Below are 21,048 nucleotides of genomic sequence, written 5' to 3'. Positions count from 1 at the left end.
TAAAAAAAGAAAGCTAGTCCAACACTGAAAGTGCTAGAGAAATGATGCCTTCTAATTCTTTTTTACTGTAATCAGTTTTTATTAGTACTCTTATACCTACCAAATTGTTGTGTAAGAAACGAGATATGTTATCAGAATCGATTTCTTTTGATAGCTCTCCATTAGTTTGACCCTGTTTTATAAGGGAATTAAACATATCTTCAGTACGATTAAACATTTTTGTAACGATGCGCCCAATTTCTTTGTCCAACAAAGATAATTCAATGGCTGCATTTACTGATAGACATCCTTTTGGGTATTGTTTAATGGAATTCAGTACGAAAATAAAAACATCACGTATCGCCTGTTTAATGGATGAAGTGCTGCTGATTATGCTTTCCATCTCATTAACGATGAGCTCTTCATAATGATGAAGGGAAGCTAAAAACAATGAACGCTTGTCGCCAAATGTGTCATATATACTCCTACGGTGTATCCCCATATGATCCACCAAATCTTGCATGGATGTTTTTTCATAGCCCTGTTCCCAAAATAACTCCATTGCTTTTCTTAATACTTCTTTTTCGTCAAACTCTTTACTTCTAGCCATTTTAATTCTCCTTAAAAAAATCCATGAACCAATACTAACAAAAACAAAAGTCATCATCCATTATAGAATGAACATTCTAAAATAAACACATGAATTACAAACCATGATTACATAATACCCTTTTTAGAACGATAAGTAAAGAATTATACTTCTGCGATGAACACCCATATGTCACCAAGTCTTGCATGAATGTTTTTTCATAACCCTGTTCCCAGAAAAGCCCCATTGTTTTCTTAATGCTCTTTTTTATCAAATTTATTTCTAGACATAATCCCACCTTAGAACGTATTACCTCTTAATTCTGAGAAAGGACTAAGAATCATTGATGCATTCATCCCTCCCTCATTCTAAAATAATAAAGAATGATCACTCTCGTTTGAGTAGCAAAACAGTTAGATCTAACGTGTTTCAAGCATAGCAAATTCAAGAACGATCGGTAAAGAATTTAGAATTCATCATATGTTTTATATGGTTAGCTTTCAATTAAACGTTTTAACTTAAGCTCAGTTTCAGTATTCTCAACTGGAGTATAGACGCTGCATCTTAAATCAGTATCTCCATGCACTTGTAACGAAGTAAGATTAAACAACATTTTACCTACCTTAGCATGACGAAACTCAATTAATACTTCAGGAGCAGAGCTTATCTCATTTTCATTCCAAATTTTATGAAACTCAGGATATACCTGTTCCATTTCTTGTATAAATTGCTCATACCAGTCATCAGCCACATACTGTCCATAATACGTTCTAAATATTGCGATATATCCTCTAACAAAATGCTCCCAATTCACTGCTAAACTTTTAAATTCCTTTCTTGCGAATAGTAAGCGTATTATATTCCTTTCTGCTGGGGTGATTTGTTCAAAATCCAAAAATACATTAGCTGCTGCTTGATTCCACCCAACAATCTGACTTCTTCTATCTGATATAATTGTTGGACAATAACGAAGTTCCTGCAAAATTTTCACTAAAGCCGGACTGATTTCCTTCTCCTTCTCATTTATAAAGGGTTGTTTCACTCCTTCCTCTAACGCTAGAGCATACAAATATCTCCTTTCATCGTTATTTAATTGTAATGCTCGAGAAATAGCATCTAATACCGAAGTAGACACTTTTATATCTCTACCTTGTTCTAACCATGTATACCATGTAAGACTTACACCGGCTAGTTGAGCCACTTCCTCTCTTCTTAGTCCTGGTGTTCTTCTGCGGGTTCCTACAGGTAAACCAACCATTTGAGGAGTAATTTTCGAACGTTGATTCTTTAGAAATTCTGATAAAGCTTGAAGTCTTGTTTCAGGTTTCATTAAAATCTCCTTTTTAAATAGTGCTAATTATACTAGGATAAACAACAACTTGTAATAGGATAACACAAAAGTTAAAGTTAATAAAAAATAAGGAGGGAATTATTATGAAAAGAGTTGTCATTACTGGAATGGGAATTATTTCGCCTCTAGGAAATGATGTAAATAGCTTTTGGAATCAACTAGTTAAAGGTCAATCGGGAATATCTCTAATTGATTCTTTTGATACTATTGATTATAAAACAAAGATAGCTGGAATGGTTCGTGATTTCGATGTAGATGGAATATTTGGGAGGAAAGAAGCCAAACGATTAGATCGATTTAGTCAGTTTGCTTTAGCAGCAGCCGAACAAGCATTAGAAAAATCACAATTACAGTTAGATAAGGTTGATCTTGAACGTTTAGGGGTATACGTTGGTTCAGGGATCGGAGGTATACAATCACTTGTTGATAATGTGAATGTATTAAATAAACGAGGTCCCGCAAGAGTAAGCCCTAGCCTTGTACCAATGATGATTTCAAATGCAGCTGCGGCTCAAATAAGTATTAGATTAGGGGCACAAGGCCCGTCATTATCACCAGTAACGGCCTGTTCAATCGGGAACACCTCTATTGGTGAGGCTTTCAATGCTATCCGAAATGATGAGGCAGATATTATATTTGCCGGTGGAGCAGAAGCTGCAATCACACAGTTATCTTTGGCTAGTTTTGGAAACGCCCATGCACTATCTACAAAAAACCAAGATCCAAGTCGAGCCAGCCGTCCGTTCGATACAGATAGAGATGGCTTTGTTATGAGTGAAGGCGCAGGTATTTTAGTATTAGAATCATTAGAAAACGCTATTCTTAGAGATGCGCCGATATTATGTGAAGTAGTGGGATACGGAGCTAGTTCAGATGCTCATCATATGGTAGCATCACACCCAGAAGGTAAGGGTGCCTACTTAGCAATGAAAAAAGCATTGAGAAGTGCAAATATATCAACAGGTGAAATTGATGTTATTAGTGCTCATGCAACAAGTACACAAATAGGTGATCGTTCAGAAATTCTAGCTATTAAGAAATTGTTTGGTGAACATTCCCGCAAAATTCCAACAACTGCAAACAAATCAATGACTGGTCACATGCTTGGTGCTGCTGGTGGAGTAGAAGCAATTGCTTTAGTGGAAAGTTTGAGACAAGGAATTATTCCTCCAACTATTAATGTAGAGAATTTAGATCCAGATTGCGACTTAGATGTTGTCTCAAAAACGCGAAATCTTCCAATGAAATATGGACTATCAAATTCTTTTGGCTTTGGCGGACATAATTCAGCAATCGTGTTAAAGAATTATGATTGAAGATCCACCTTTATAATTCAGAGGTGAAATAAATGCATCTACCAAGGGTTGAACACCCTTGGTTTCAAATTTAGAATATCATGATCCGGATCTAGAATGTTCATCTGCCCGCCGATGATTTCCGCAAAGAAGGTCACGATGAGTGCATGATGCATTTTATCGTGAAAGAATACTTATCGAACCGAATGAAGTTCATTTACTTTGCAAACATACCCTGTCTCTTCTTTCACCTCACGGACCACGGCCTGCTGCAGGTGTTCACCTTTTTCTACAGTACCGCCTGGAAGTTCCCAATATCCCTTTACATTTTTGACCATTAACATATTTTCTTCCTCATCATAAATAATAGCTGATACTACGTCTACTCGTTTCAAAGAAATCTCCCCAATCATTCTCTGTTTACATCAATTGTCGAATAAATAGCACGAACTGTTCATTTCAATACATTCATTATAATGTATCCTTGATATAAGATAATGGATAAGGGGCAAAACAGCATTCGTGGGCAGATTGGAGGCCACAGCATGTGGATCATCATCATTTTACTTATTGTCCTCATTGGATTTACAGGGAATATCGTTTCTTTATTAAGACAAATGAAAGAGTCAAACGAGAAAATCATACAACTGTTAGAACATCAAAAACCGAAAAAATAAAAACCTTACCCTTTTAGAGAGAGGTTTTTAGAGTAAGCAATTATTCTTATCGTTTCTCATGAAGCAACATATATCTGATTCGACGAATATAATGCAGTGCAATATGAACGAGACATAAAATGAGCCCGATCATCGCAAGAATATAGATGGGCAGCATCAAACCAGGTACATAGTTGACGATAAAACCCAAACAAAACGCTGTCAGCATATAAAGACTGATCAACCTCATCAATACCATCCGAAGCCCTCCCTTTCTACATTCACTTTAACATATTTTCCCTTTATTTTCATGATTGGCTTTTAAAAAAAGATGCGAATCCACTAAGATTCGCATAATCATTACGTATTCAATTCACCTTTCTTCGCGCGCGCTTCCTTCCACTGCTCAAGCTCTGAAACTGTTAATAATTGATATCCTTGTTTGGTCAATTCCTTGATAATCGTGACAGCTGCGTTTGCCGAGGTGTCATAGATGTCGTGCATTAAGACAGTTTCTCCGCTAGACGCATGTGTGAGAATGTAGTTGGCGACGTATTGGCTGTTGCGATATTTCCAGTCCTCAGGATCTACGTCCCAAAGCGTGACTTTCATGTTGACAGCTTCGTTGATCTGCCCATTTGTTCCACCATATGGCGGTCTAAAGTGAGTCGGTGTGAATCCGCCTGCTTTTTCAATAATTTGCTGCGTATCTTCTACTTGTTTGATAGCTTGTTTTAACGGCAGTCTTGTGAGTAAAGGATGGCTATAGGAATGATTTCCGATTTCATTCCCACCCTTTCTGATCTCACCCAGCATATCGGGGTAATATTGAACCCTGCTGCCTAATACAAAAAATGTCGCATGTCCTTTGTTTTCTTTTAAGGCTTTTAAAATTTTTGAGGTCGTGGATGGATTTGGTCCATCGTCAAATGTCAGGGCAATGGCTTTTTGATTTGGGTTGAATGTTGCCTGTTTTGGCAGTTTTACGAGCTTTCTTTTTGGGATCGGTTCTTTTTTCTCATTTTTGTTCTTTTCTTTATGAATATATTCAGGCTTTAACATTCCTTTAAGCACTGTTTTTTTAATCGCCAGCACTTGAGGGCCTTTTTTGTCTGGTGCGATTTGCCCTGCTGGAAAGTAAAATTCAATAAAACGATCCTTGATGGCAAAATACTGATAATGCTCTGCCGCAGGAGACGTTCCTTGCTTGAGCAAATGCTCATTTTCAGCAAGAGAGCGATCTTTTTTTAATTCATCAAATGTCATATGAGACAGTTTTTGCAGATCTTCTTTCTTTGATAAAAATAAATCATCTATTGATAAAAAATGCTGTTTCTTGAAATCAAAATTGAACAACTTCGTTTGATGTGCGCCTTTTACTCCGCCTTTCAATTCATATGTATTGAATTTGATCGCAGCGGTTTGTTTGGCATAATGAGTAATCTCGTAATCTATGTTTAATTCGTATCGATGATCTTCATCGACATCGCTTGCTTCACTAAATGATGTTTTGAATTTGTCGAGCGCTGTTTCTGCAAATCTTTTCATCTCTTGATCTAGCTTTTTTTGATGAAACACTGGATAGTTCACAGCATATCTCAAGTATCTCCCGTCATTCACGAGAGTGACAATTTCAACTTCTTTATAGCTCGCATCTGGTTCTACCTTCTTCTTCTCTGTCCCGCTTGCCTGCTGATTATGATAAAACGCAGCGATTCCGATGATGATTGCAAGTCCGCATAGGACGAGACTGATTTTCCATTTCATTGACACAATGATTCCCCTCTCGTGATGGCGTCATGTCTTGATGACGTGTGTTTGTAGGATAGACTTTGCGCCAACCCGATTTAGTTTTCAAAAAACACATTTGTCACATTTTCGTCACAATTAAGAGAGGTTGAAAAAAAGGGCTTGATCTCTCAGCCCTTTGATTATTTTTGCATATATAGTTGAAATAATTTCGTTTCTTCATCAATAGAACTCGCTCGATCAAAAGCCGCTCTAACCGTCTTCGTATTGTTCATGAGCTCATACAGCATTGTCAGGACAAAGATAAATGCCGCATCTCCATCAATGTAATCATCAGGCGCTGTATAGGACAAAGCACCTGCTTCTAAAAAGGCTTCTGCAAGTTTTTTCTCACCTAGTGTGCAGCCGGTTGATATGACGTGAACCCCTTTTAACGAAGCATACCGCTTGATTTCATCCGCTCCAAAAGTTACACCTCTAGGCTCCCCATCTTCGTATACATCTTCCCCTAACTCCGGCATGAGAAACGCTCCTTCTTCCCCATGAAAAGATAAAAAAAAGTAGTCCGTCTCCCTTCTATTTCTCCCAGATAACACATCAATCAGATCATTGGGTCTGCCTATCCAATGCATATCGACTTTTGCACCAAAGTTCTCAAATGCTGCACGCAGGGCAAAAGATTCTAGCTCACTATTTGGTCCTGTTGCTAATGTAATGCGCATGGTCTGTTGTTCCACTTGTATCTCCTCCAAACGATGATAAAAATAAACCCATTTTTTCTTCATCTGCATATGTATCCGTCCATTTTAGTGCACTGATCAATACATTTGCTCGATGTCCTGTCGTTCTCGTGCGAAGGAAAGAGCTTCCGTCATCAAGACTTGCCTACTCCCTTTCCGTGGGCACCAGCCGTTACATACATCACTGCTACATTCGCTCGGTGCTTTAATTTCTGTAAGGTTTCTTGGATGAGCGTGACCGTCCCCACAAGCTGCCCTTGATAAAAGGTGCCAAAGGTCCACATAGATTGTGCCGAAGTAAAACGAGCCGCATATTTGTCTTTTGTATCTATTTGTTCTTCTTCATAGCTCATCGCAAAGCCCTCTGGATGTAATCGCAGTGCTTCTAGTCTTAATGCTGTAAATTCTTCAGCATCACCTGCGTTAACAATTGAATATTCAGACAACCACCTCCAACAGAATGATTGATACTTCCAATTTTATCTTGAAAGGAGGTTTTGATCAAAGGATATTGATCCCTTAGCACCAATCTCTTTTCCTACATGCAATTAGACATGCTTATCCATCTGCGAAAACAAGGTATTTCCGATCATGTTTACTCGTTTTATCCTAGCAAAAACGATTCTTTTCTCACTTATCTTTTCACCTTTTTTATATTAATCTATAACTAATTCATGAAAAAAAAGAAAAAAAAGGATTGCTATGAATGAAAAGATATCATAAGATAGAATAGTAATAAAAAGTCAAAAAAGGGAGGAATTTGATATGACAGAAACAAGAAACGAAATCAAACTACATGTTCTTTTTGGTGCTTTAGCAGTAGGTTTCCTTATGCTAGCTCTTTTTTCCTTCTCGCTACAGATGCTGCCAGTTGCTGATCTAGCAAAAGAATTTGGTATTCCAGGCAGTGTTGCAGCTGTTGTTTTGAACGTTGTTGAAGCGGGCGGAGCTGTTACAACAATCGTCTCCATTTTAACTGCTGTAGGATCAGGTGGTCTTTCTCTTATTGCAGCGGCTGGTAAAGAGACCATTCGTCAGTACCTTAAAGCCCAAATTAAGAAAAAAGGCCGTAAAGCCGTTATTGCTTGGTAATTCATTTTTATGACTCAATAGAAGGAGACTTTGTTCTCCTTCTATTTAAATTTTGATGCAGGTGAGAAGATGTTATATCCATTATTATCACTACTTCTATCAATTAGAATTCAACAACAATATTCAAATCTAGCTCAGTTTATAATACGTAAGGTTCCATTTTTCACATCGTTTTCTTCTAAACAGTACATATTATTTTCTTGTATCCTTGATACTTTATTCGGATGTATGATTGTATTCGTTATTTCTTCATTTCTTTACTCTCCGATCTATCAAATAGAATGGGAAAGTGCTTTTGTGATATTTTTGTTTCTTTTCTCTATCGTCAAAGGGATTGAATCTTATAGAAGAACTCATATTCTTCCTTTTGAAGAATTGATACAGCTTGCACCTGTTTCCTCAAGACACCTTTTCCAAACGCTTTTGTTTTCAGAACTGATCTGGTTGATGTTGACCAGTTTGAGTACTTATTTAATCTATTTTCTGTTTCAATATTCCATTGCACAAACACATGACTGGATATTCTGGTTAAAGCATCTCAATGTCATGTTGACAGGTTTCTTCCTTTTTATCGTCAGCAATAAGATATTTGGTGCTTACATCTATAATATTGTCGTGAAAAAAATCGGGATCATTCGTGTTCTTTTTTTCGCAAGCATCTCTTTACTTTTTTTCTTATTTGGAAGAGTCCTGATATTGAACATTATTTTCCCTTTTTATCACACCTTCCAACAACTTTTTCAGTCGATTTCATCGCTTGCAGAGGATTCGTTTTGGATTACACTTTCCAACAATTTGGTGGCTTTATATCAAAATGATCTTCAGCATATCCATCATGCTTTATTCTCAAAGGATTCTGTATTTCTACAATTTCAAGCGCTTTTCACTTCACCTGTCACATTTTTCGTGGTGATATTAGCAGCTATACTCGTCATGAAGAGTCCTGTACGCTGGATTCCAACTGGGAAAGATCATGATCAAAACTCAACACATTTTCGAGATTTATTTTATTGGTACTTTCAAGTACTTAATAAAATTCAAGGCTCGCTGTTTCAAAAGAATATGTTGATCCAAAAAGACCTCAAGGTGTTAAAAGAAAAAAGATGGCTGCTGTCTAAAGAGTTTTTTAATTATATGTTTATGTCATATGAAGCCTTCTTTTATATCGGGGTTATGACTAGTTTGATCTCCATTATTGATCATCCGGCTTTGCAGATTCAGCTGCTTTTTACATTAAATGTGATGATTTTAGCAAATCAAACGTATGAGATGAGAATGCTGACCCCTTCTATTTTTTCTTTAAGTGCTGAAAAAAAGAATATTTGGCTTTTTGAGCTTTCTCAAACATCTCTTATTCAGTTTTTCTTATCAAAAATCCAGTTATTTTATTGTTTATTTTCCATACCAGCTCTCTTTCTGCTATTCATTAATCTATCAATCATGGGTGTATATCAGCTTTTTGATATTCAGATGCTCATTCAATTTGTGGCATTAGGGATTGGTTTTTTCATTTTCCCTTTGATTCAGCTTTACTTGTTTCCATTTACAACGAAATTCAATTTTATTCATGAGCATGAAATAGGGACAACCAATGAGGAAATAGAAGTTATCGATAAAGGGCAGGCTTTTGCAAGAAACTTTCTTGTATTACCTTTTATGTACTACATGATCTTGACCTCTTTTCTACCTATTTTGCAGCAATCCTCAGGTCTCATAAACTTTCTGTTTGCTTTATATTTTGTGATCGTTTCATTGATCTGCTGGGTGTTATGCCGCAAGACCATCTATAAAGGGATTGAGTATGTTGAAAAAAATAAGATATTTTCTATCGGAGAATAGACTGATTTTACGACTCGGCTACATTTATGCTGCTATCTTTATTGCAGCAGTGCTGATTGGTAGCCTTCTTCCTTATGATCAGATTCCTTATTTAAAAAAGGATGAAGAGATGTTTTTTCTATCTATTTTCTTAAACAATTTGCAAGTTGGGATGGCGATATTAGGGATCGGAGCTTTTACAGGCGGCATCATGGCTGCTGGCATTCTTTTTTACAACGGATACATTATTGGCAAACTAGTTCAGTATTTGATTGTCAATCAAGAAGTGCAGCAGATATTCACAGGATTACTGCCTCATGCTTTCGTAGAGATTCTTGGTTTCATCCTGTTTTCAATTGTCAGCTCTTTTCCTTTTATTTATCTTTATCGATTTATAAAAGGAGAAACAATTGATTTAAAAAAGCTGACTGTGACTGTGCTTCAATTGATTTTTGCAGCAATTGTTCTCTTATTCGCAGCATCTCTTTTAGAGGAATACGTTAGCCATGTACATCTACCATAGAAGAAAGGGGAATGTGGTTCCATGGAGCTACTTCTACGACCTAAGGAATTTTTCAATCAGAATCAATCGATTAAAACCATTGTAGGCCTTGTCTTACTATCATTATTTGTTTCGACTGTCTTTTTAACATTTTTTATTATTGATTTGTTAGTAGATGAACCGTTATCAGCTGGAAAACAAGTAGCCAGCATTGTTTTTATTTTTTTGCTGACGATCCCGCTGTATTTCATTTTAAATTTTCTCAGTACCGTTCTCACTTCTATTTATATGTATTTTTTTCATAAAGCTTTTATTTTACGCAAAATGTATCTTGTCATTTTGGTTTATAATGCATTTCTTTTATTAGTGAATAGTGCAGCGATCTATTGTGTGATGGTGTTACAATTAGATCACTATTTTATCTTGATACAAGCAATTTCCTTCTTCATCAACTTATATCTTTTGCGCATCCTTTATGATGGCATCATTTACTATGCAGAAGGGTCGAAAAAAGCTGCCCTTGCGACAGTGATCTTGTATATGCTGGTGACCACTGTGTTTGTTATTGGAGGATTCATCAATGGCTAGTCTTCAAGTGTCTCAGCTATCTTTTCGCTATGAAACAACAGAAGAAAGCTCTCTCCTCCTCGATCAAGTTTCGTTTGATCTGAAAGGAAGCGATCGAGCTTGTATCATTGGAAAGAACGGCAGTGGTAAATCGACTCTTTTAAAGATCATCGCTGGTCTGCTTCCTTCTGTATCAGAAACGATTTTACTCAACAAACAGCTTCACCCCGGGACCACTCAATATAAAAGTCTGGTGGCGTACATCCCTGATAAGCCTTTAGTCTATGATGCGCTCACTGGTCTTGAGCACATGGAGCTTGTCCAGTCTTTATGGAAAATGAACAAGTCAGAAAAAGAATTATACAAAGAGACTTTCCTATCGCTTTGTGATGCATTTGATTTAACGCATGCCCTAAAGATGCCAGTCAAACAGTATTCATTGGGCATGAGATATAAACTTTTCTTTAATTGTATGGTGGCAAGATCTCCAGAGCTGATCATTCTTGATGAGCCTTTTACCTCTCTTGATGAGGCCTCACAGATACAATCGATTTCTTTATTAAAAAAAGAATTCTCACATCGATGTGTTTTATTTACCAGCCATCAGCGCTACCTTTATTCAGAATTAGGAAATCGTTTCTTCCAGCTGGATCAAGGACAATTAAACGAAGTGGAACATTAGACATACAAAAGGCATCCCATAAAAGGATGCCTCTCTTCTTTTTCTCGATCACATTACCACTTACAGCGTTTCACTGGACGGCAGCAAGGGTTTTTGATATCCCTGCCGCAATCGTATTCTTCCACAATGTACTCGTTATGAGTAGATTGAGTGACAGGGTAGTAGTTTTCAATTCTTTTGATGTTTTTATTGACGTTTGTGATATGCGTTGGATGAATTTTTCTGATGGTTTGTTCATTCGTTGTCGTGTTGACAATTTGACGTGTGGGGAAAACAACCGTTTCATCTCCTCCTTGGTTTCCTCTGCGAGGACCAAAGAAAAAGTCATCTAATCGATTCCGGCTCATCTCAACACCCCTTCAAGTTGTCTTTCACTTACACTCTATCGTATGTAAGAAGCGCCTTTCGTGACTAGATGCTTGTCTATTTTTAAAAAAATCCACTATTTATCTCGTTTTCTCTTCCTTTACAAAAGGACAATTTTAACATATTATACAAATGATATATTGTGGTAGAAGAAATTGTAGCCCATAACCTTCCCACTTATCAAATACGAGGTGAACGATATGATCAATACGACACAACCAATCGAACGAAACAAGCTAGACATTGCACTTGAACTGACTCAATTGCATTTGAATCAATATGAAACGAGTCATCCTGATCAGTTGAGTGAGGTTTATGCGAAATATTATGCGCTGCTTGAAGTGCTGGATTTATCTTCTTATGATCAATTGATTGATTTATTGCCCGCTGAGCTAAAACAGACGCTTGAGTAAAAAAACCCTCTATCCACATGGGATAGAGGGTTTTCTTTATACACGTGCTGCCATATCGGTTTCGATTTGCTCTAAGCTTCTTCCTTTTGTTTCGACTAAAACAAAGCGGGTGAACAATAGTCCGATTAAGCAGATAACCCCAAATGAGGAGAAAATGACCCCAAAGCTGAACTTATCAGCTAAGATAGGGAAAACGAGTCCAACAGCTAACGATCCCGTCCAGTTAAAGGCAGATGAAATGCCTGCTCCAATGCCCCTGACAGAGAGTGGGAAGATTTCGCCGATGATGATCCACGTGATCGGTGCCCATGAGAAGGCATAGCACAAGATAAAGCAGCAAAGGGAAATCAATGTCACCCAGTTTAAAATCCCTTCACTAACGCCAAGTGCACCTAATGCCGCTGGTGCAAAGAAGGAAAGTGCCATACCTGTGCCTCCTACGGTGAGAATCGTTCGGCGGTCGAACCGGTCGACAAATTGTAAAAAGATAACGGTTGTCACGACAAAAATGACACCGACAATGACTGTAAAGCCTGCTGCGACCTGCGGCGCAAGGCCTACATTCCGAGCAATACTCGTTGCATAATACACAATGGAGTTCGCGCCTTGAATTTGCTGAAGGGTCGCCATCCCAACCCCGATGAAAAGAGCCATTCTGAATTTCTTTTGGAACAATTCACGAATACCAGAGCGTTCTTCTTTCGCGACTTCTAAAATTTCCTGCATTTCTGCTTCGATTTCTTCACGGGAAGAACGCAGTGATCCTAATACCTCCCGTGCTTTATGAGCCATTCCGTGTTTAATTAAATATCTCGGAGATTCAGGGAGCCTCAGCATACCAATATAAAGCACGATAGCAAATAAAGCGGCACTTCCCAGCATCCAGCGCCAGCTGTCTGGAATAGGTTCAAACACAAACGCGACAATATAGCTCAGCAATAGTCCGCTCACAATCATAAGCTGATTGAGCCCAGACAATTTCCCGCGGATTTTAGCAGGAGCGATTTCAGACATGTAAGCCGGCACCAAAGATGAGGCTGTTCCTACTGCTGTCCCTAAGAAGATACGAGCAATGGTTAAGGAAATCTCTTCTGGTGCGATAGCTGATCCGATAGCTCCGACAAAAAAGATAACGGATGAGACCAAAATAAGCTTTCTGCGGCCGAACTTATCCCCCATGAGGCCGCTTAAAATCGAACCAATGATTGCTCCGCCCATTAATGAAGAGACGACAATTCCAAGCCATAATGGGCTGAGCTGAAATTCTTCCTGAATATGTCCTTCTGCCCCTGCAATAATTCCAATATCATATCCGAATAAGATGCCTGCAAAGGACCCGAAAAAGAAGATAAATTTACTTGACACTTTTTTCTCCAAGTGGATGACCCCCTCACTTAATTAACCGCTTTCATTTCTCCCGGTGCTTCTACTGTAAACAGTAGAAGACGTTTCACCCTTCTATAAAACCACATATTCTGCATGAACCAGCTTTGTAAAATGAACAATTTGATCAACCGTTAAATTGAGGGATACGACTGTATGATGACCCCCGCCTTGCTTAATCCATGCTTTGACTCCGTCCTGAAAATTCGGCTTGATTTTCCAGAGCACACGTGCAACCGGTAAATGAGGTGCTGCTTCCTCCGGCTCAAAGGCTTCGACTTCTTGTATGAGCCATTTGAAATGGGTTCCAAAGTCAGCAATGGAAACAACAACACCTTCGCCTGCTTTTCCATCAAACACAAGACGCGCTGGATCTTCCCTGTTTCCGATACCAAGTGGAGATACGACAATCACTGGTTTCGTATGGGCGAGCGCTGGATCTACTTCTAACATATGAGATTGCAGCACCGCTTCCTGTCCAGAGGTCATTTCATACGTGTAGTCCTCCATAAAACCAGTGGATTGATGATGACTCATCACCTTTAATAATCGGTCCAGTGCAGCAGTTTTCCAATCGCCTTCCCCAGCAAAGCCATATCCCTTTGCCATCAGCCGCTGTACCGCAAGTCCTGGCAGCTGTTTCATTCCATGTAAATCTTCAAAGTTTGTCGTAAAGGCATTGTAGCCGCCTTCATCTAAGAAGCGTTTGATGGCAATTTCATAACGCGCTTGCACCTTGACACTTTTTTCCCATTCTTCAACTGAATACGTTCCATAATCCACATCATATTGCGTTAAATACTCCGCAAATAATGCATCTACCTCTGCTTCTTCTACTGCATTGACATATTCAACGAGATCGCCTATTCCAAAGTAATCAACAGTCCACCCTAATTGAATCTGGGCTTCAATTTTATCGCCTTCTGTTACAGCCACGTGGCGCATGTTGTCACCAAACCTAGCTACTTTAATCTGAAAGCTCTCATGATAAGCAGCCGCCACGTCCATCCAATCAGCGATTTGCTGCTGCACATCCGGCTTTGACCAATGACCGGCGACAATTTGATTTTGTTTATTTAAGCGCGCATTGATATAGCCATATTCTCTATCTCCATGTGCAGATTGATGAAGATTCATATAGTCCATGTTGATCGTGTCCCACGGAATCTTCTCATAATACTGTGTGACAAGATGCAAAAGAGGCTTCTGCAAGAGATCGGTTCCGCGTATCCACATTTTTGCCGGTGAAAATGTATGCATCCACGTCATCACGCCGACAACCTCATCGCGATAATTGACTTCTTTCATGAGCTTTGTGATTTGATCCGCGCTGACAGCCAGCTCCTGCAAGATCACTGGGTAAGGAAGTAAACCACTCTCATTTAAGGCATCCGTCATCTTTTGAGCATCTGCTTTTACTTTCTGCAGTGCTTCATCTCCATATAAATGCTGCGATCCAACAATAAACCAGCATTCTTTATGTTGACTTGTTAACATAGAAATCCCTCTTTTCTTTATCTTGAAGGTTTTTGTCCGTAATACGCATGTTCTCCGTGTTTTCTTAAGTAATGTTTATCTAAAATTCGCTGCGGGAGAGGCTCCGCGTATTCGTTTAATTGCTTTGCGAACAGATTCATTTTGGCGACTTCATCTAAAATCACACTGTTTGTGACCGCACTTTTTGCATCTTTTCCCCACGTGAATGGGCCGTGACCTTGAAGCAATACACCCGGCACCGCCATCACATCTAGGTTTCTTTCCTCAAACGTTTCGATGATCAGCCGGCCCGTTTCTACCTCATAACCGCGGTTGACTTCTTCTTCTGTCAGAAATCGAGCACACGGAACAGCACCGTAAAATGTATCGGCATGTGTTGTGCCCATTGCCTGTAAATCAAGACCTGCCTGCGCCCAAACGGTTGCCCACATGGAATGGCTATGCGATATACCGCCAATTTCCTCAAAGTGTTTGTAAAGAACAGCATGTGTTGCTGTATCTGATGAAGGACTGAATTCCCCTTCCACTACTTCACCGTCAAAGTCGACCACAACCATGTCTTTTGCTGATAATTGGTCATACGCTATACCGCTCGGCTTAATAACAAATAGACCGCTGTCACGATCACACGCACTGACATTGCCCCATGTGAATTTCACAAGTCCGTATTTCGGCAAATCTAAATTTGCTTCAAATACTTCTTCTTTTAAGCGCTCTAGCATACGGTTGTCACTCCTTTCTTTGGCATCAGATGTGCTACTGCCGCTTCTTCAATCGCAAGGCCCTCTTGATAGCGCTTTAAAAATTCGTCAAAGCCTTTGACATCAAGCGGGTCGGGTTCCATGAGCTCTTCTGATGTATGGGCAAACACTTGATGCGTGAGAAATTCAGCCAATGTTTGCTTTTGATGATGGACCATATAGGAAGCAAGAACAGCCATCCCAAACGCACCGCCTTCTCCCGCAGTGGAAACGACTGATACAGGTGTATCAAGCGCTGCGGCCACCATTTTTTGACCAACGAGCGGGGTTTTAAATAACCCCCCATGCCCTAGTAAACGATCAATCACAACCTGTTCATGTTCTTTTAAACGATCCATCCCTATTTTCATTGCACCAAAAGCAGAAAAAAGATGGGTACGCATGAAATTAGCCAGATTAAAGCGGCTTTCAGCTGATCTGACAAAAAGAGGCCTTCCTTCTGGCAATCTTGTAATATTTTCACCAGAATAATAGCCATAGCTTAAGAGTCCGCCGCCATCTCGATCTGCTTCTAACGCCTGCTGCAATAAGGCTTCGTATACCTTTTCTGACGCCACTTGCATACCCAATGCTTCAAATGCCTCTCTGAATATATTCATCCAAGCATTTAAGTCACTTGTACAGTTGTTCGCATGAACCATTGCGACTGGCAGTCCGTCTGGCGTTGTGACCATATCCACTTCTGGATACACACCCTTTAGCTCCTGCTCTAGCACAATCATGGCAAAAACAGATGTCCCAACTGAAATGTTCCCTGTCCGTTTTTCTACACTGTTTGTTGCCACCATTCCCGTTCCGGCGTCACCTTCCGGGGGACAAAATGGAATGCCTGGCTTCAAGTGTTTGCCTTGATCTAAAATGGCTGCTCCTGCTGCCGTTAACACGCCAGCCTCCTCGCCTGCTAAATAAACACGCGGCAGAAGGTGACGCAGCTTCCACGGGTAGCCTTTTTCTACGATCAAGTCTTCAAATTGATGGAGCATTACTTCATTGTAGTCCTTCGTTTGTTCATCAATTGGAAACATGCCTGACGCATCCCCAATGCCAATGGCCTGCTTTCCGGTTAACAGCCAGTGAATGTAACCTGATAGGGTGGTCATATATTCTAAACGGGAAAGATGTTTTTCCTCCTCTAATATCGCTTGATACAAATGGGCAATGCTCCATCTTTCTGGAATATGAAATTGGAAGACATCCGTCAGTTTTTGACTCGCCTCAATGGTTGTTGCATTCCGCCATGTGCGGAACGGAACGAGGACCTCTCCTGTATGGTCACATGCCACATAGCCATGCATCATGGCTGATACTCCAATTGAGCCAATGGTTTGAATGGTCACGCCATACCTTTGCTCGACTTGCTCTTTCATCTCCCGGTACGCCACTTGAAGACCTGTAATGATATCAATTAAGTTGTACGTCCAAATTCCTTCCTGGAGAGAACTTTCCCATTCAAATGTACCTTGAGCAATTGGCTGAAACACTTCATCTATTAAAATGGCTTTAATTCGTGTTGAACCAAATTCAATCCCTAAAGATGTCCGTCCTTCTTTTAAGGCTTTGGTCGTCTCTTCATGATCCATTCTGCGTTCACCTCCATAATTGATAGCGGTTTCAATTTTAATTTTCTAGATTCATTGATTCTCTGTGCACATTCACAATATAATATTTGTACGTACATATGTCAATATTAAATGTAGTTGTACATACACAATGTGACAAAAACCTTCACTTTTCTAAAGCTGAGACGACAGAAAGGGAAAGCGCCTGTTTTTGATTCGACAACCATGTTAAAATATGTCCATACAATTTCTTCTCAATCCGAGTAGATGATCAACTGAGAAAGAAGTGAAACGATGAAAAAGAAGTACCAGATCATTATCGATGATATAAAAAGCAAAATACTCACAGGGGATTACCGGATCGGGGAACGTATTCCAACCGAATCAAGCCTGCAGGAGATGTATCAAGTGAGCAGGCATACGGTTCGAAAGGCCATCTTAGAATTGTCGAGCGAAGGGTTTTTACGAAGTGAAAAAGGTTCAGGCACATTTGTGACCAATCAATATCAAACAAAGCCTGCTGGACATACGCATATGAAAACGATTGGCGTCATGACGACATACATATCCGATTACATTTTCCCTTCCATCATTCGAGGCATTGAAAGCCGATTAAACGAAGAGAACTATTCTTTGTTACTGGCAAGTACGAATAATGATGTGGAACAGGAGAAAAAAGCGCTAGAAATGATGCTGTCCTTTGGTGTGGACGGACTCATTGTCGAGCCGACGAAAAGCAATTTATATAATCCGAACATCTCGTACTACCTATCTTTTAAAGAACAGGATGTACCGCTCATTATGATCAATGCCTATTATGAACAGTTAGAGGTTCCTTTTCTCTGTTTAGATGATGTGAAATCCAGTTATTTAGCCACAAAAGAGCTGATCACCTCTGGACATCAGCAAATCGGCCTGATCTCAAAAACAGATGACTTACAGGGAAAGTACCGAATGAAGGGATATATTCAAGCGCTCGGTGAAGCCAAGCTTAACTTTCTGCCTGAGCACGTCCTCTTTTTCGATACAGAATCGAAGCAGCATTTGGGAGATGATATCAAAACTTTCTTATTAGAGCATCAGAATGAGCTGACTGCCCTTGTTTGCTATAACGACGAGGTTGGATTAGAAGTTGCCAATGTATGCAGTGACATCGGGCTGTCCATTCCAGAGGATCTCTCCATTATTGGACAGGATAATTCGTATATTGCCCAGAAAAATGCCCATGTGAAGCTGACAACATTGACCCACCCTCAGGAGCAAATGGGCCGGGATGCGGCAGACTGGATGATTAAAAAAGTTCAAGGAAAAAAGAATCTCCCTCATCAAACCTTTTACGAACCTGAATTGGTTCCAGGTGAAACGATCAAACATATGAATGCAAGAAAAAAATGAGCCCTTTTTGGAGGAGGCTCATTTTTTATATGATTAGATCTCTTCTTTAGGGGCAGGCACTGCGCATACGCCGTCTGCACATGCTGCTTCAAATGAATTGGCAGCCGCTTTCTCAGCTTGAGCTGCTTCTTCTGTCCAAGCCGTTTCAAGTGCACGAAGGAAGGTATCGGGTGGCTGTGCACCTGCCACTGAATATTTGCCATTCAATAAGAAGAAAGGAACAGCAGAAATACCAAGCTGTCTCGCCTCTTTTTCGTCCTCTCGTACATGATCTGCAAACTCTTCGCCGCCTAGAACTTGCTGCACTTCCTTCAAATCAAGACCTGCTTTTTCTGCAATATCTAAAAGGGTTTGACGATCACCAACATGCTTTCCATCTGTAAAATATGCTTGAAACAGCTCTCCCATGACGAAATCGCCTTTGCCCATTTGACCAGCATATTGCGCCAATCGATGGGCATCAAAGGTGTTTGTCAACACGAGTGGATCAAATTGAAAATCGATTCCCTTCTCTTTGCCGGCCTGCTTCACCTGCTCATTCATCGCCATGGCCTGGCTGCGGCTCATCCCATATTTTTTGACGAGCATATCATGGACATCATAATCGACATCAACGGGTGCATGTGGATCAAGCTCAAAGCTTTTAAACTCGATTTCTACCTGTTCCTTTTGAGGGAATTGTTCAAGCGCTGTTTCTAGTTGTTTTTTTCCTATATAACAAAAAGGACAGGCGATATCTGACCAGATTTGTACTTTCATCTTCATCTTCCTTCCGAGCTTACGCTTTTTCTTTAACGATGTAACAATTATAGTTACATCCAATCGATGATGTCAAGATTCTGCTCTTGATTTAGATAAAAAAAGCCTCTCCTTCTAAGAAAGGAAAGGCTTTGAAAATATCTATTCTAAATTTGCATGGTGACCGTACATTGTATGTGTGTCGAGCTCTTTTATTTCCATTAAACGCAAAATGACCGCATCGTATGTCAGAAGAAGCGATTGCTCAAATAGCGAGCCCATTGGCTGAATGGTATGATGGCTTCCTTCCTTTTGATCCTTCGGCGCACCTGACAGTAAAATGACTTCATCCGATAGATCAGCTAGAGGTGAGTCAACTGAAAGCGTGAATGCTGCCACTTTTCCGCCAATTGCTTTTGCCTTTTTTGCAAGGATTAGCAATGTCTCTGTTCGACCAGAGCCGCTCCCAACAATCAAGAGATCTTCTTCTGTAAAGGAAGGAGTATTGGTCTCACCGATTACATAAGCCTTGACGCCAATATGTGTGAGTCTCATGGCAAATGATTTTCCCATCAAACCAGATCTGCCAGCCCCTGCCACAAAGACCTTTCTTGCAGCTAAAATACTTGAGACAAGCCGCTCCGCTTGTTCGTCTTGAATAGCGGGGGAATGCTCAGAAAGCTCATTCAAAATGGCTTTCACATAGTCACTGGTCTTCATGATTGTGCGATCAGCTGCTTCATTTGTGCAGCCACTTCTGCTTTATTGTCCTGGCTTGCGATACCGCCGCCGACAATGATCAAATCAGGATTTAACTTCACGACTTCAGGTAACGTATCAAGCTTAATTCCGCCTGCAATGGCTGTTTTCGCTTGTTTGACGACTTGTTTAATGGTCATAAGGTCAGCAAATGAGTTTTGACCAACCGCTTGCAGGTCATAGCCTGTGTGCACACAAATATAATCGACTCCAAGCTCATCCAGCTCTTTTGCCCGGCCAGCGATATCTTTGATACCAATCATATCAACTAAAATTTGTTTCCCTCTTGCTTTCGCTTCTTTCACCGCTCCTTGAATGGACATATCTTCTGCCGCTGCAAGAATGGTGACGATATCCGCTCCAGCTTCAGATGCCTGCTGCACTTCATAACCGGCCGCATCCATAATTTTCAGATCAGCGAGTACACGTAAATTCGGAAATGCCTGTTTGACTTCTTTTACAGCACGCAAGCCTTCATTGATCACAACAGGTGTCCCAATTTCAACCACATCAATAAATGCTTCTACTTCTTTGATCAGCTCAATCGCTTCTGGTATATTCACTAAATCTAATGCTAATTGTAATTTCATTCACTTTCACTCCCGTTTTTTCATCTCATCTTCAAGAGCTTCGCGGATGGTGCTTCTTGAACGATGAAATGAGTATAACAACAGGATGGCAGCAATCCAAGTACGCACTTTTTTTTTACATACTATACTTTTTCGCATATGGTCACAAAAAAGATACTGTCTTTCGACCAGTATCTTTTGCACTTTCTATTTATCATCCTTTAAAAAATTGCTGTCGAGATATTGTTTTCCCCAATCATACATCGCCTCTAAAATCGGCATTAAGCTTTCTCCTAGTTCTGTGAGGGAATATTCAACTTTTGGCGGAACGACAGGATAAACCTCCCGATGCACAATGTGATCTTCCTCTAATTCTCTTAGCTGATTGACAAGCATTCTTTGCGTAATCCCAGGCATTAACGACTTTAGCTCACCAAATCGTTTTGTCCCTTCTCTGCCAAGGTGCCATAAAATCAGCATTTTCCACTTACCGCCGATAATATTCAGCGTCAGCTCTTTTTCGCAATTGAACACTTTATTTTCCATACGTGATGACAACGACATACACTCCTTTGGTACAAACCATTT

Annotated in this window: 25 protein-coding genes; 9 read left to right on the top strand and 16 right to left on the bottom strand. The window is 39.9% G+C overall.

Annotation, left to right across the window (positions count from 1 at the left end; all coding sequences use genetic code 11):
- Positions 1–13: 13 nt before the first annotated feature.
- Both ACSSTM_RS18635 and ACSSTM_RS18630 read right to left on the bottom strand, forming a co-directional pair.
- Positions 14–589 carry a TetR/AcrR family transcriptional regulator gene (locus ACSSTM_RS18635; protein ID WP_268495622.1) on the bottom strand — a complete coding sequence of 192 codons (576 nt, stop codon included), beginning with the start codon at positions 587–589 and terminating at the stop codon, positions 14–16.
- A gap of 472 nt (positions 590–1,061) precedes the next feature.
- Positions 1,062–1,898, bottom strand: a complete 837-nt coding sequence (locus ACSSTM_RS18630; RefSeq protein ID WP_106031281.1) for a helix-turn-helix transcriptional regulator — start codon at positions 1,896–1,898, stop codon at positions 1,062–1,064.
- 104 nt (positions 1,899–2,002) lie between these two features.
- Between ACSSTM_RS18630 and fabF the strand changes: the two genes are divergently transcribed.
- Positions 2,003–3,235 (top strand): beta-ketoacyl-ACP synthase II, encoded by a 1,233-nt coding sequence (gene fabF / locus ACSSTM_RS18625; protein ID WP_003217365.1) that lies wholly within the window; start codon positions 2,003–2,005, stop codon positions 3,233–3,235.
- Between the two features lie 173 nt (positions 3,236–3,408).
- Here fabF and ACSSTM_RS18620 read toward each other — a convergent pair whose 3' ends face one another.
- Positions 3,409–3,609, bottom strand: coding sequence for an NUDIX hydrolase (locus tag ACSSTM_RS18620; RefSeq protein WP_003217377.1), 201 nt, complete (start codon positions 3,607–3,609; stop codon positions 3,409–3,411).
- Positions 3,610–3,759: 150 nt separating this feature from the next.
- Here ACSSTM_RS18620 and ACSSTM_RS18615 point away from each other — a divergent pair, with 150 nt between their 5' ends.
- The gene (locus ACSSTM_RS18615) at positions 3,760–3,891 is read left to right on the top strand and encodes a hypothetical protein (protein WP_003217310.1); all 132 of its coding nucleotides are present in this window, start codon (positions 3,760–3,762) and stop codon (positions 3,889–3,891) included.
- 46 nt (positions 3,892–3,937) lie between these two features.
- Here the strand turns inward: ACSSTM_RS18615 and ACSSTM_RS18610 are convergent, their stop codons facing one another.
- The 4 genes from ACSSTM_RS18610 to ACSSTM_RS18595 form a co-directional block, all read right to left on the bottom strand.
- Positions 3,938–4,129 (bottom strand): hypothetical protein, encoded by a 192-nt coding sequence (locus tag ACSSTM_RS18610; protein ID WP_003217441.1) that lies wholly within the window; start codon positions 4,127–4,129, stop codon positions 3,938–3,940.
- A 101-nt stretch (positions 4,130–4,230) separates the two neighbouring features.
- The gene (locus ACSSTM_RS18605) at positions 4,231–5,643 is read right to left on the bottom strand and encodes a polysaccharide deacetylase family protein (protein WP_095285474.1); all 1,413 of its coding nucleotides are present in this window, start codon (positions 5,641–5,643) and stop codon (positions 4,231–4,233) included.
- A gap of 158 nt (positions 5,644–5,801) precedes the next feature.
- Positions 5,802–6,356: a delta-aminolevulinic acid dehydratase gene (locus ACSSTM_RS18600; RefSeq protein WP_420735196.1), complete on the bottom strand. Its 555-nt coding sequence runs from the start codon at positions 6,354–6,356 to the stop codon at positions 5,802–5,804.
- Between the two features lie 137 nt (positions 6,357–6,493).
- Positions 6,494–6,805 (bottom strand): hypothetical protein, encoded by a 312-nt coding sequence (locus ACSSTM_RS18595; protein WP_252067788.1) that lies wholly within the window; start codon positions 6,803–6,805, stop codon positions 6,494–6,496.
- 319 nt (positions 6,806–7,124) lie between these two features.
- On the opposite strand from ACSSTM_RS18595, the gene ACSSTM_RS18590 reads away from it, so the two are divergent.
- The 5 genes from ACSSTM_RS18590 (at position 7,125) to ACSSTM_RS18570 (ending at position 11,020) form a co-directional block, all read left to right on the top strand.
- A complete protein-coding gene (locus tag ACSSTM_RS18590; protein WP_034661404.1) occupies positions 7,125–7,451 on the top strand; it encodes an uberolysin/carnocyclin family circular bacteriocin in 327 nt (108 codons plus the stop codon).
- A 297-nt stretch (positions 7,452–7,748) separates the two neighbouring features.
- Positions 7,749–9,290 (top strand): hypothetical protein, encoded by a 1,542-nt coding sequence (locus ACSSTM_RS18585; protein ID WP_223251540.1) that lies wholly within the window; start codon positions 7,749–7,751, stop codon positions 9,288–9,290.
- Positions 9,253–9,792, top strand: a complete 540-nt coding sequence (locus ACSSTM_RS18580) for a stage II sporulation protein M (protein WP_223249893.1) — start codon at positions 9,253–9,255, stop codon at positions 9,790–9,792. Before ACSSTM_RS18585 ends, ACSSTM_RS18580 begins: the two co-directional genes overlap by 38 nt.
- 21 nt (positions 9,793–9,813) lie before the next feature.
- Positions 9,814–10,359, top strand: coding sequence for a hypothetical protein (locus ACSSTM_RS18575; RefSeq protein WP_034661406.1), 546 nt, complete (start codon positions 9,814–9,816; stop codon positions 10,357–10,359).
- The gene (locus ACSSTM_RS18570) at positions 10,352–11,020 is read left to right on the top strand and encodes an ATP-binding cassette domain-containing protein (protein WP_095285475.1); all 669 of its coding nucleotides are present in this window, start codon (positions 10,352–10,354) and stop codon (positions 11,018–11,020) included. The genes ACSSTM_RS18575 and ACSSTM_RS18570 overlap by 8 nt, the downstream gene beginning before the upstream one ends.
- A 53-nt stretch (positions 11,021–11,073) precedes the next feature.
- Here ACSSTM_RS18570 and ACSSTM_RS18565 read toward each other — a convergent pair whose 3' ends face one another.
- Positions 11,074–11,367, bottom strand: coding sequence for a CotD family spore coat protein (locus tag ACSSTM_RS18565; protein WP_060596629.1), 294 nt, complete (start codon positions 11,365–11,367; stop codon positions 11,074–11,076).
- A 219-nt stretch (positions 11,368–11,586) separates the two neighbouring features.
- Between ACSSTM_RS18565 and ACSSTM_RS18560 the strand changes: the two genes are divergently transcribed.
- On the top strand, positions 11,587–11,799 hold the full coding sequence (locus ACSSTM_RS18560; protein WP_095285476.1) for a hypothetical protein: 213 nt from the start codon (positions 11,587–11,589) through the stop codon (positions 11,797–11,799).
- A 36-nt stretch (positions 11,800–11,835) separates the two neighbouring features.
- Here the strand turns inward: ACSSTM_RS18560 and ACSSTM_RS18555 are convergent, their stop codons facing one another.
- The 4 genes from ACSSTM_RS18555 to ACSSTM_RS18540 all read right to left on the bottom strand — a co-directional run bounded on the left by ACSSTM_RS18555 (position 11,836) and on the right by ACSSTM_RS18540 (position 17,020).
- On the bottom strand, positions 11,836–13,176 hold the full coding sequence (locus ACSSTM_RS18555) for a sugar porter family MFS transporter (protein WP_420735195.1): 1,341 nt from the start codon (positions 13,174–13,176) through the stop codon (positions 11,836–11,838).
- 81 nt (positions 13,177–13,257) lie between these two features.
- Positions 13,258–14,679: an L-arabinose isomerase gene (araA, locus tag ACSSTM_RS18550; RefSeq protein ID WP_095285477.1), complete on the bottom strand. Its 1,422-nt coding sequence runs from the start codon at positions 14,677–14,679 to the stop codon at positions 13,258–13,260.
- A gap of 17 nt (positions 14,680–14,696) precedes the next feature.
- Positions 14,697–15,401 carry an L-ribulose-5-phosphate 4-epimerase gene (locus ACSSTM_RS18545; RefSeq protein ID WP_034661424.1) on the bottom strand — a complete coding sequence of 235 codons (705 nt, stop codon included), beginning with the start codon at positions 15,399–15,401 and terminating at the stop codon, positions 14,697–14,699.
- The gene (locus tag ACSSTM_RS18540) at positions 15,395–17,020 is read right to left on the bottom strand and encodes a xylulokinase (protein WP_420735194.1); all 1,626 of its coding nucleotides are present in this window, start codon (positions 17,018–17,020) and stop codon (positions 15,395–15,397) included. Before ACSSTM_RS18540 ends, ACSSTM_RS18545 begins: the two co-directional genes overlap by 7 nt.
- Positions 17,021–17,293: 273 nt before the next feature.
- Between ACSSTM_RS18540 and ACSSTM_RS18535 the strand changes: the two genes are divergently transcribed.
- On the top strand, positions 17,294–18,394 hold the full coding sequence (locus ACSSTM_RS18535; RefSeq protein WP_095285479.1) for a GntR family transcriptional regulator: 1,101 nt from the start codon (positions 17,294–17,296) through the stop codon (positions 18,392–18,394).
- A 33-nt stretch (positions 18,395–18,427) separates the two neighbouring features.
- Here ACSSTM_RS18535 and ACSSTM_RS18530 read toward each other — a convergent pair whose 3' ends face one another.
- From ACSSTM_RS18530 to ACSSTM_RS18515, 4 genes are all read right to left on the bottom strand, one after another.
- Positions 18,428–19,153: a DsbA family oxidoreductase gene (locus tag ACSSTM_RS18530; RefSeq protein ID WP_095285480.1), complete on the bottom strand. Its 726-nt coding sequence runs from the start codon at positions 19,151–19,153 to the stop codon at positions 18,428–18,430.
- 141 nt (positions 19,154–19,294) lie between these two features.
- Positions 19,295–19,852: a 6-phospho-3-hexuloisomerase gene (gene hxlB / locus ACSSTM_RS18525; RefSeq protein WP_095285481.1), complete on the bottom strand. Its 558-nt coding sequence runs from the start codon at positions 19,850–19,852 to the stop codon at positions 19,295–19,297.
- Positions 19,849–20,481, bottom strand: coding sequence for a 3-hexulose-6-phosphate synthase (gene hxlA, locus ACSSTM_RS18520; RefSeq protein ID WP_034661437.1), 633 nt, complete (start codon positions 20,479–20,481; stop codon positions 19,849–19,851). Before hxlA ends, hxlB begins: the two co-directional genes overlap by 4 nt.
- A 186-nt stretch (positions 20,482–20,667) precedes the next feature.
- Positions 20,668–21,024 carry a winged helix-turn-helix transcriptional regulator gene (locus tag ACSSTM_RS18515; protein WP_012010675.1) on the bottom strand — a complete coding sequence of 119 codons (357 nt, stop codon included), beginning with the start codon at positions 21,022–21,024 and terminating at the stop codon, positions 20,668–20,670.
- Between the last annotated feature and the right edge of the window lie 24 nt (positions 21,025–21,048).

It is taken from the genome of Bacillus sp. RK1064, from assembly GCF_051488405.1.
GTDB lineage: Bacteria > Bacillota > Bacilli > Bacillales > Bacillaceae > Bacillus.
Note: the sequence above shows the minus strand (reverse complement) of the source record. Positions and strands in the feature narration are given on the sequence as shown.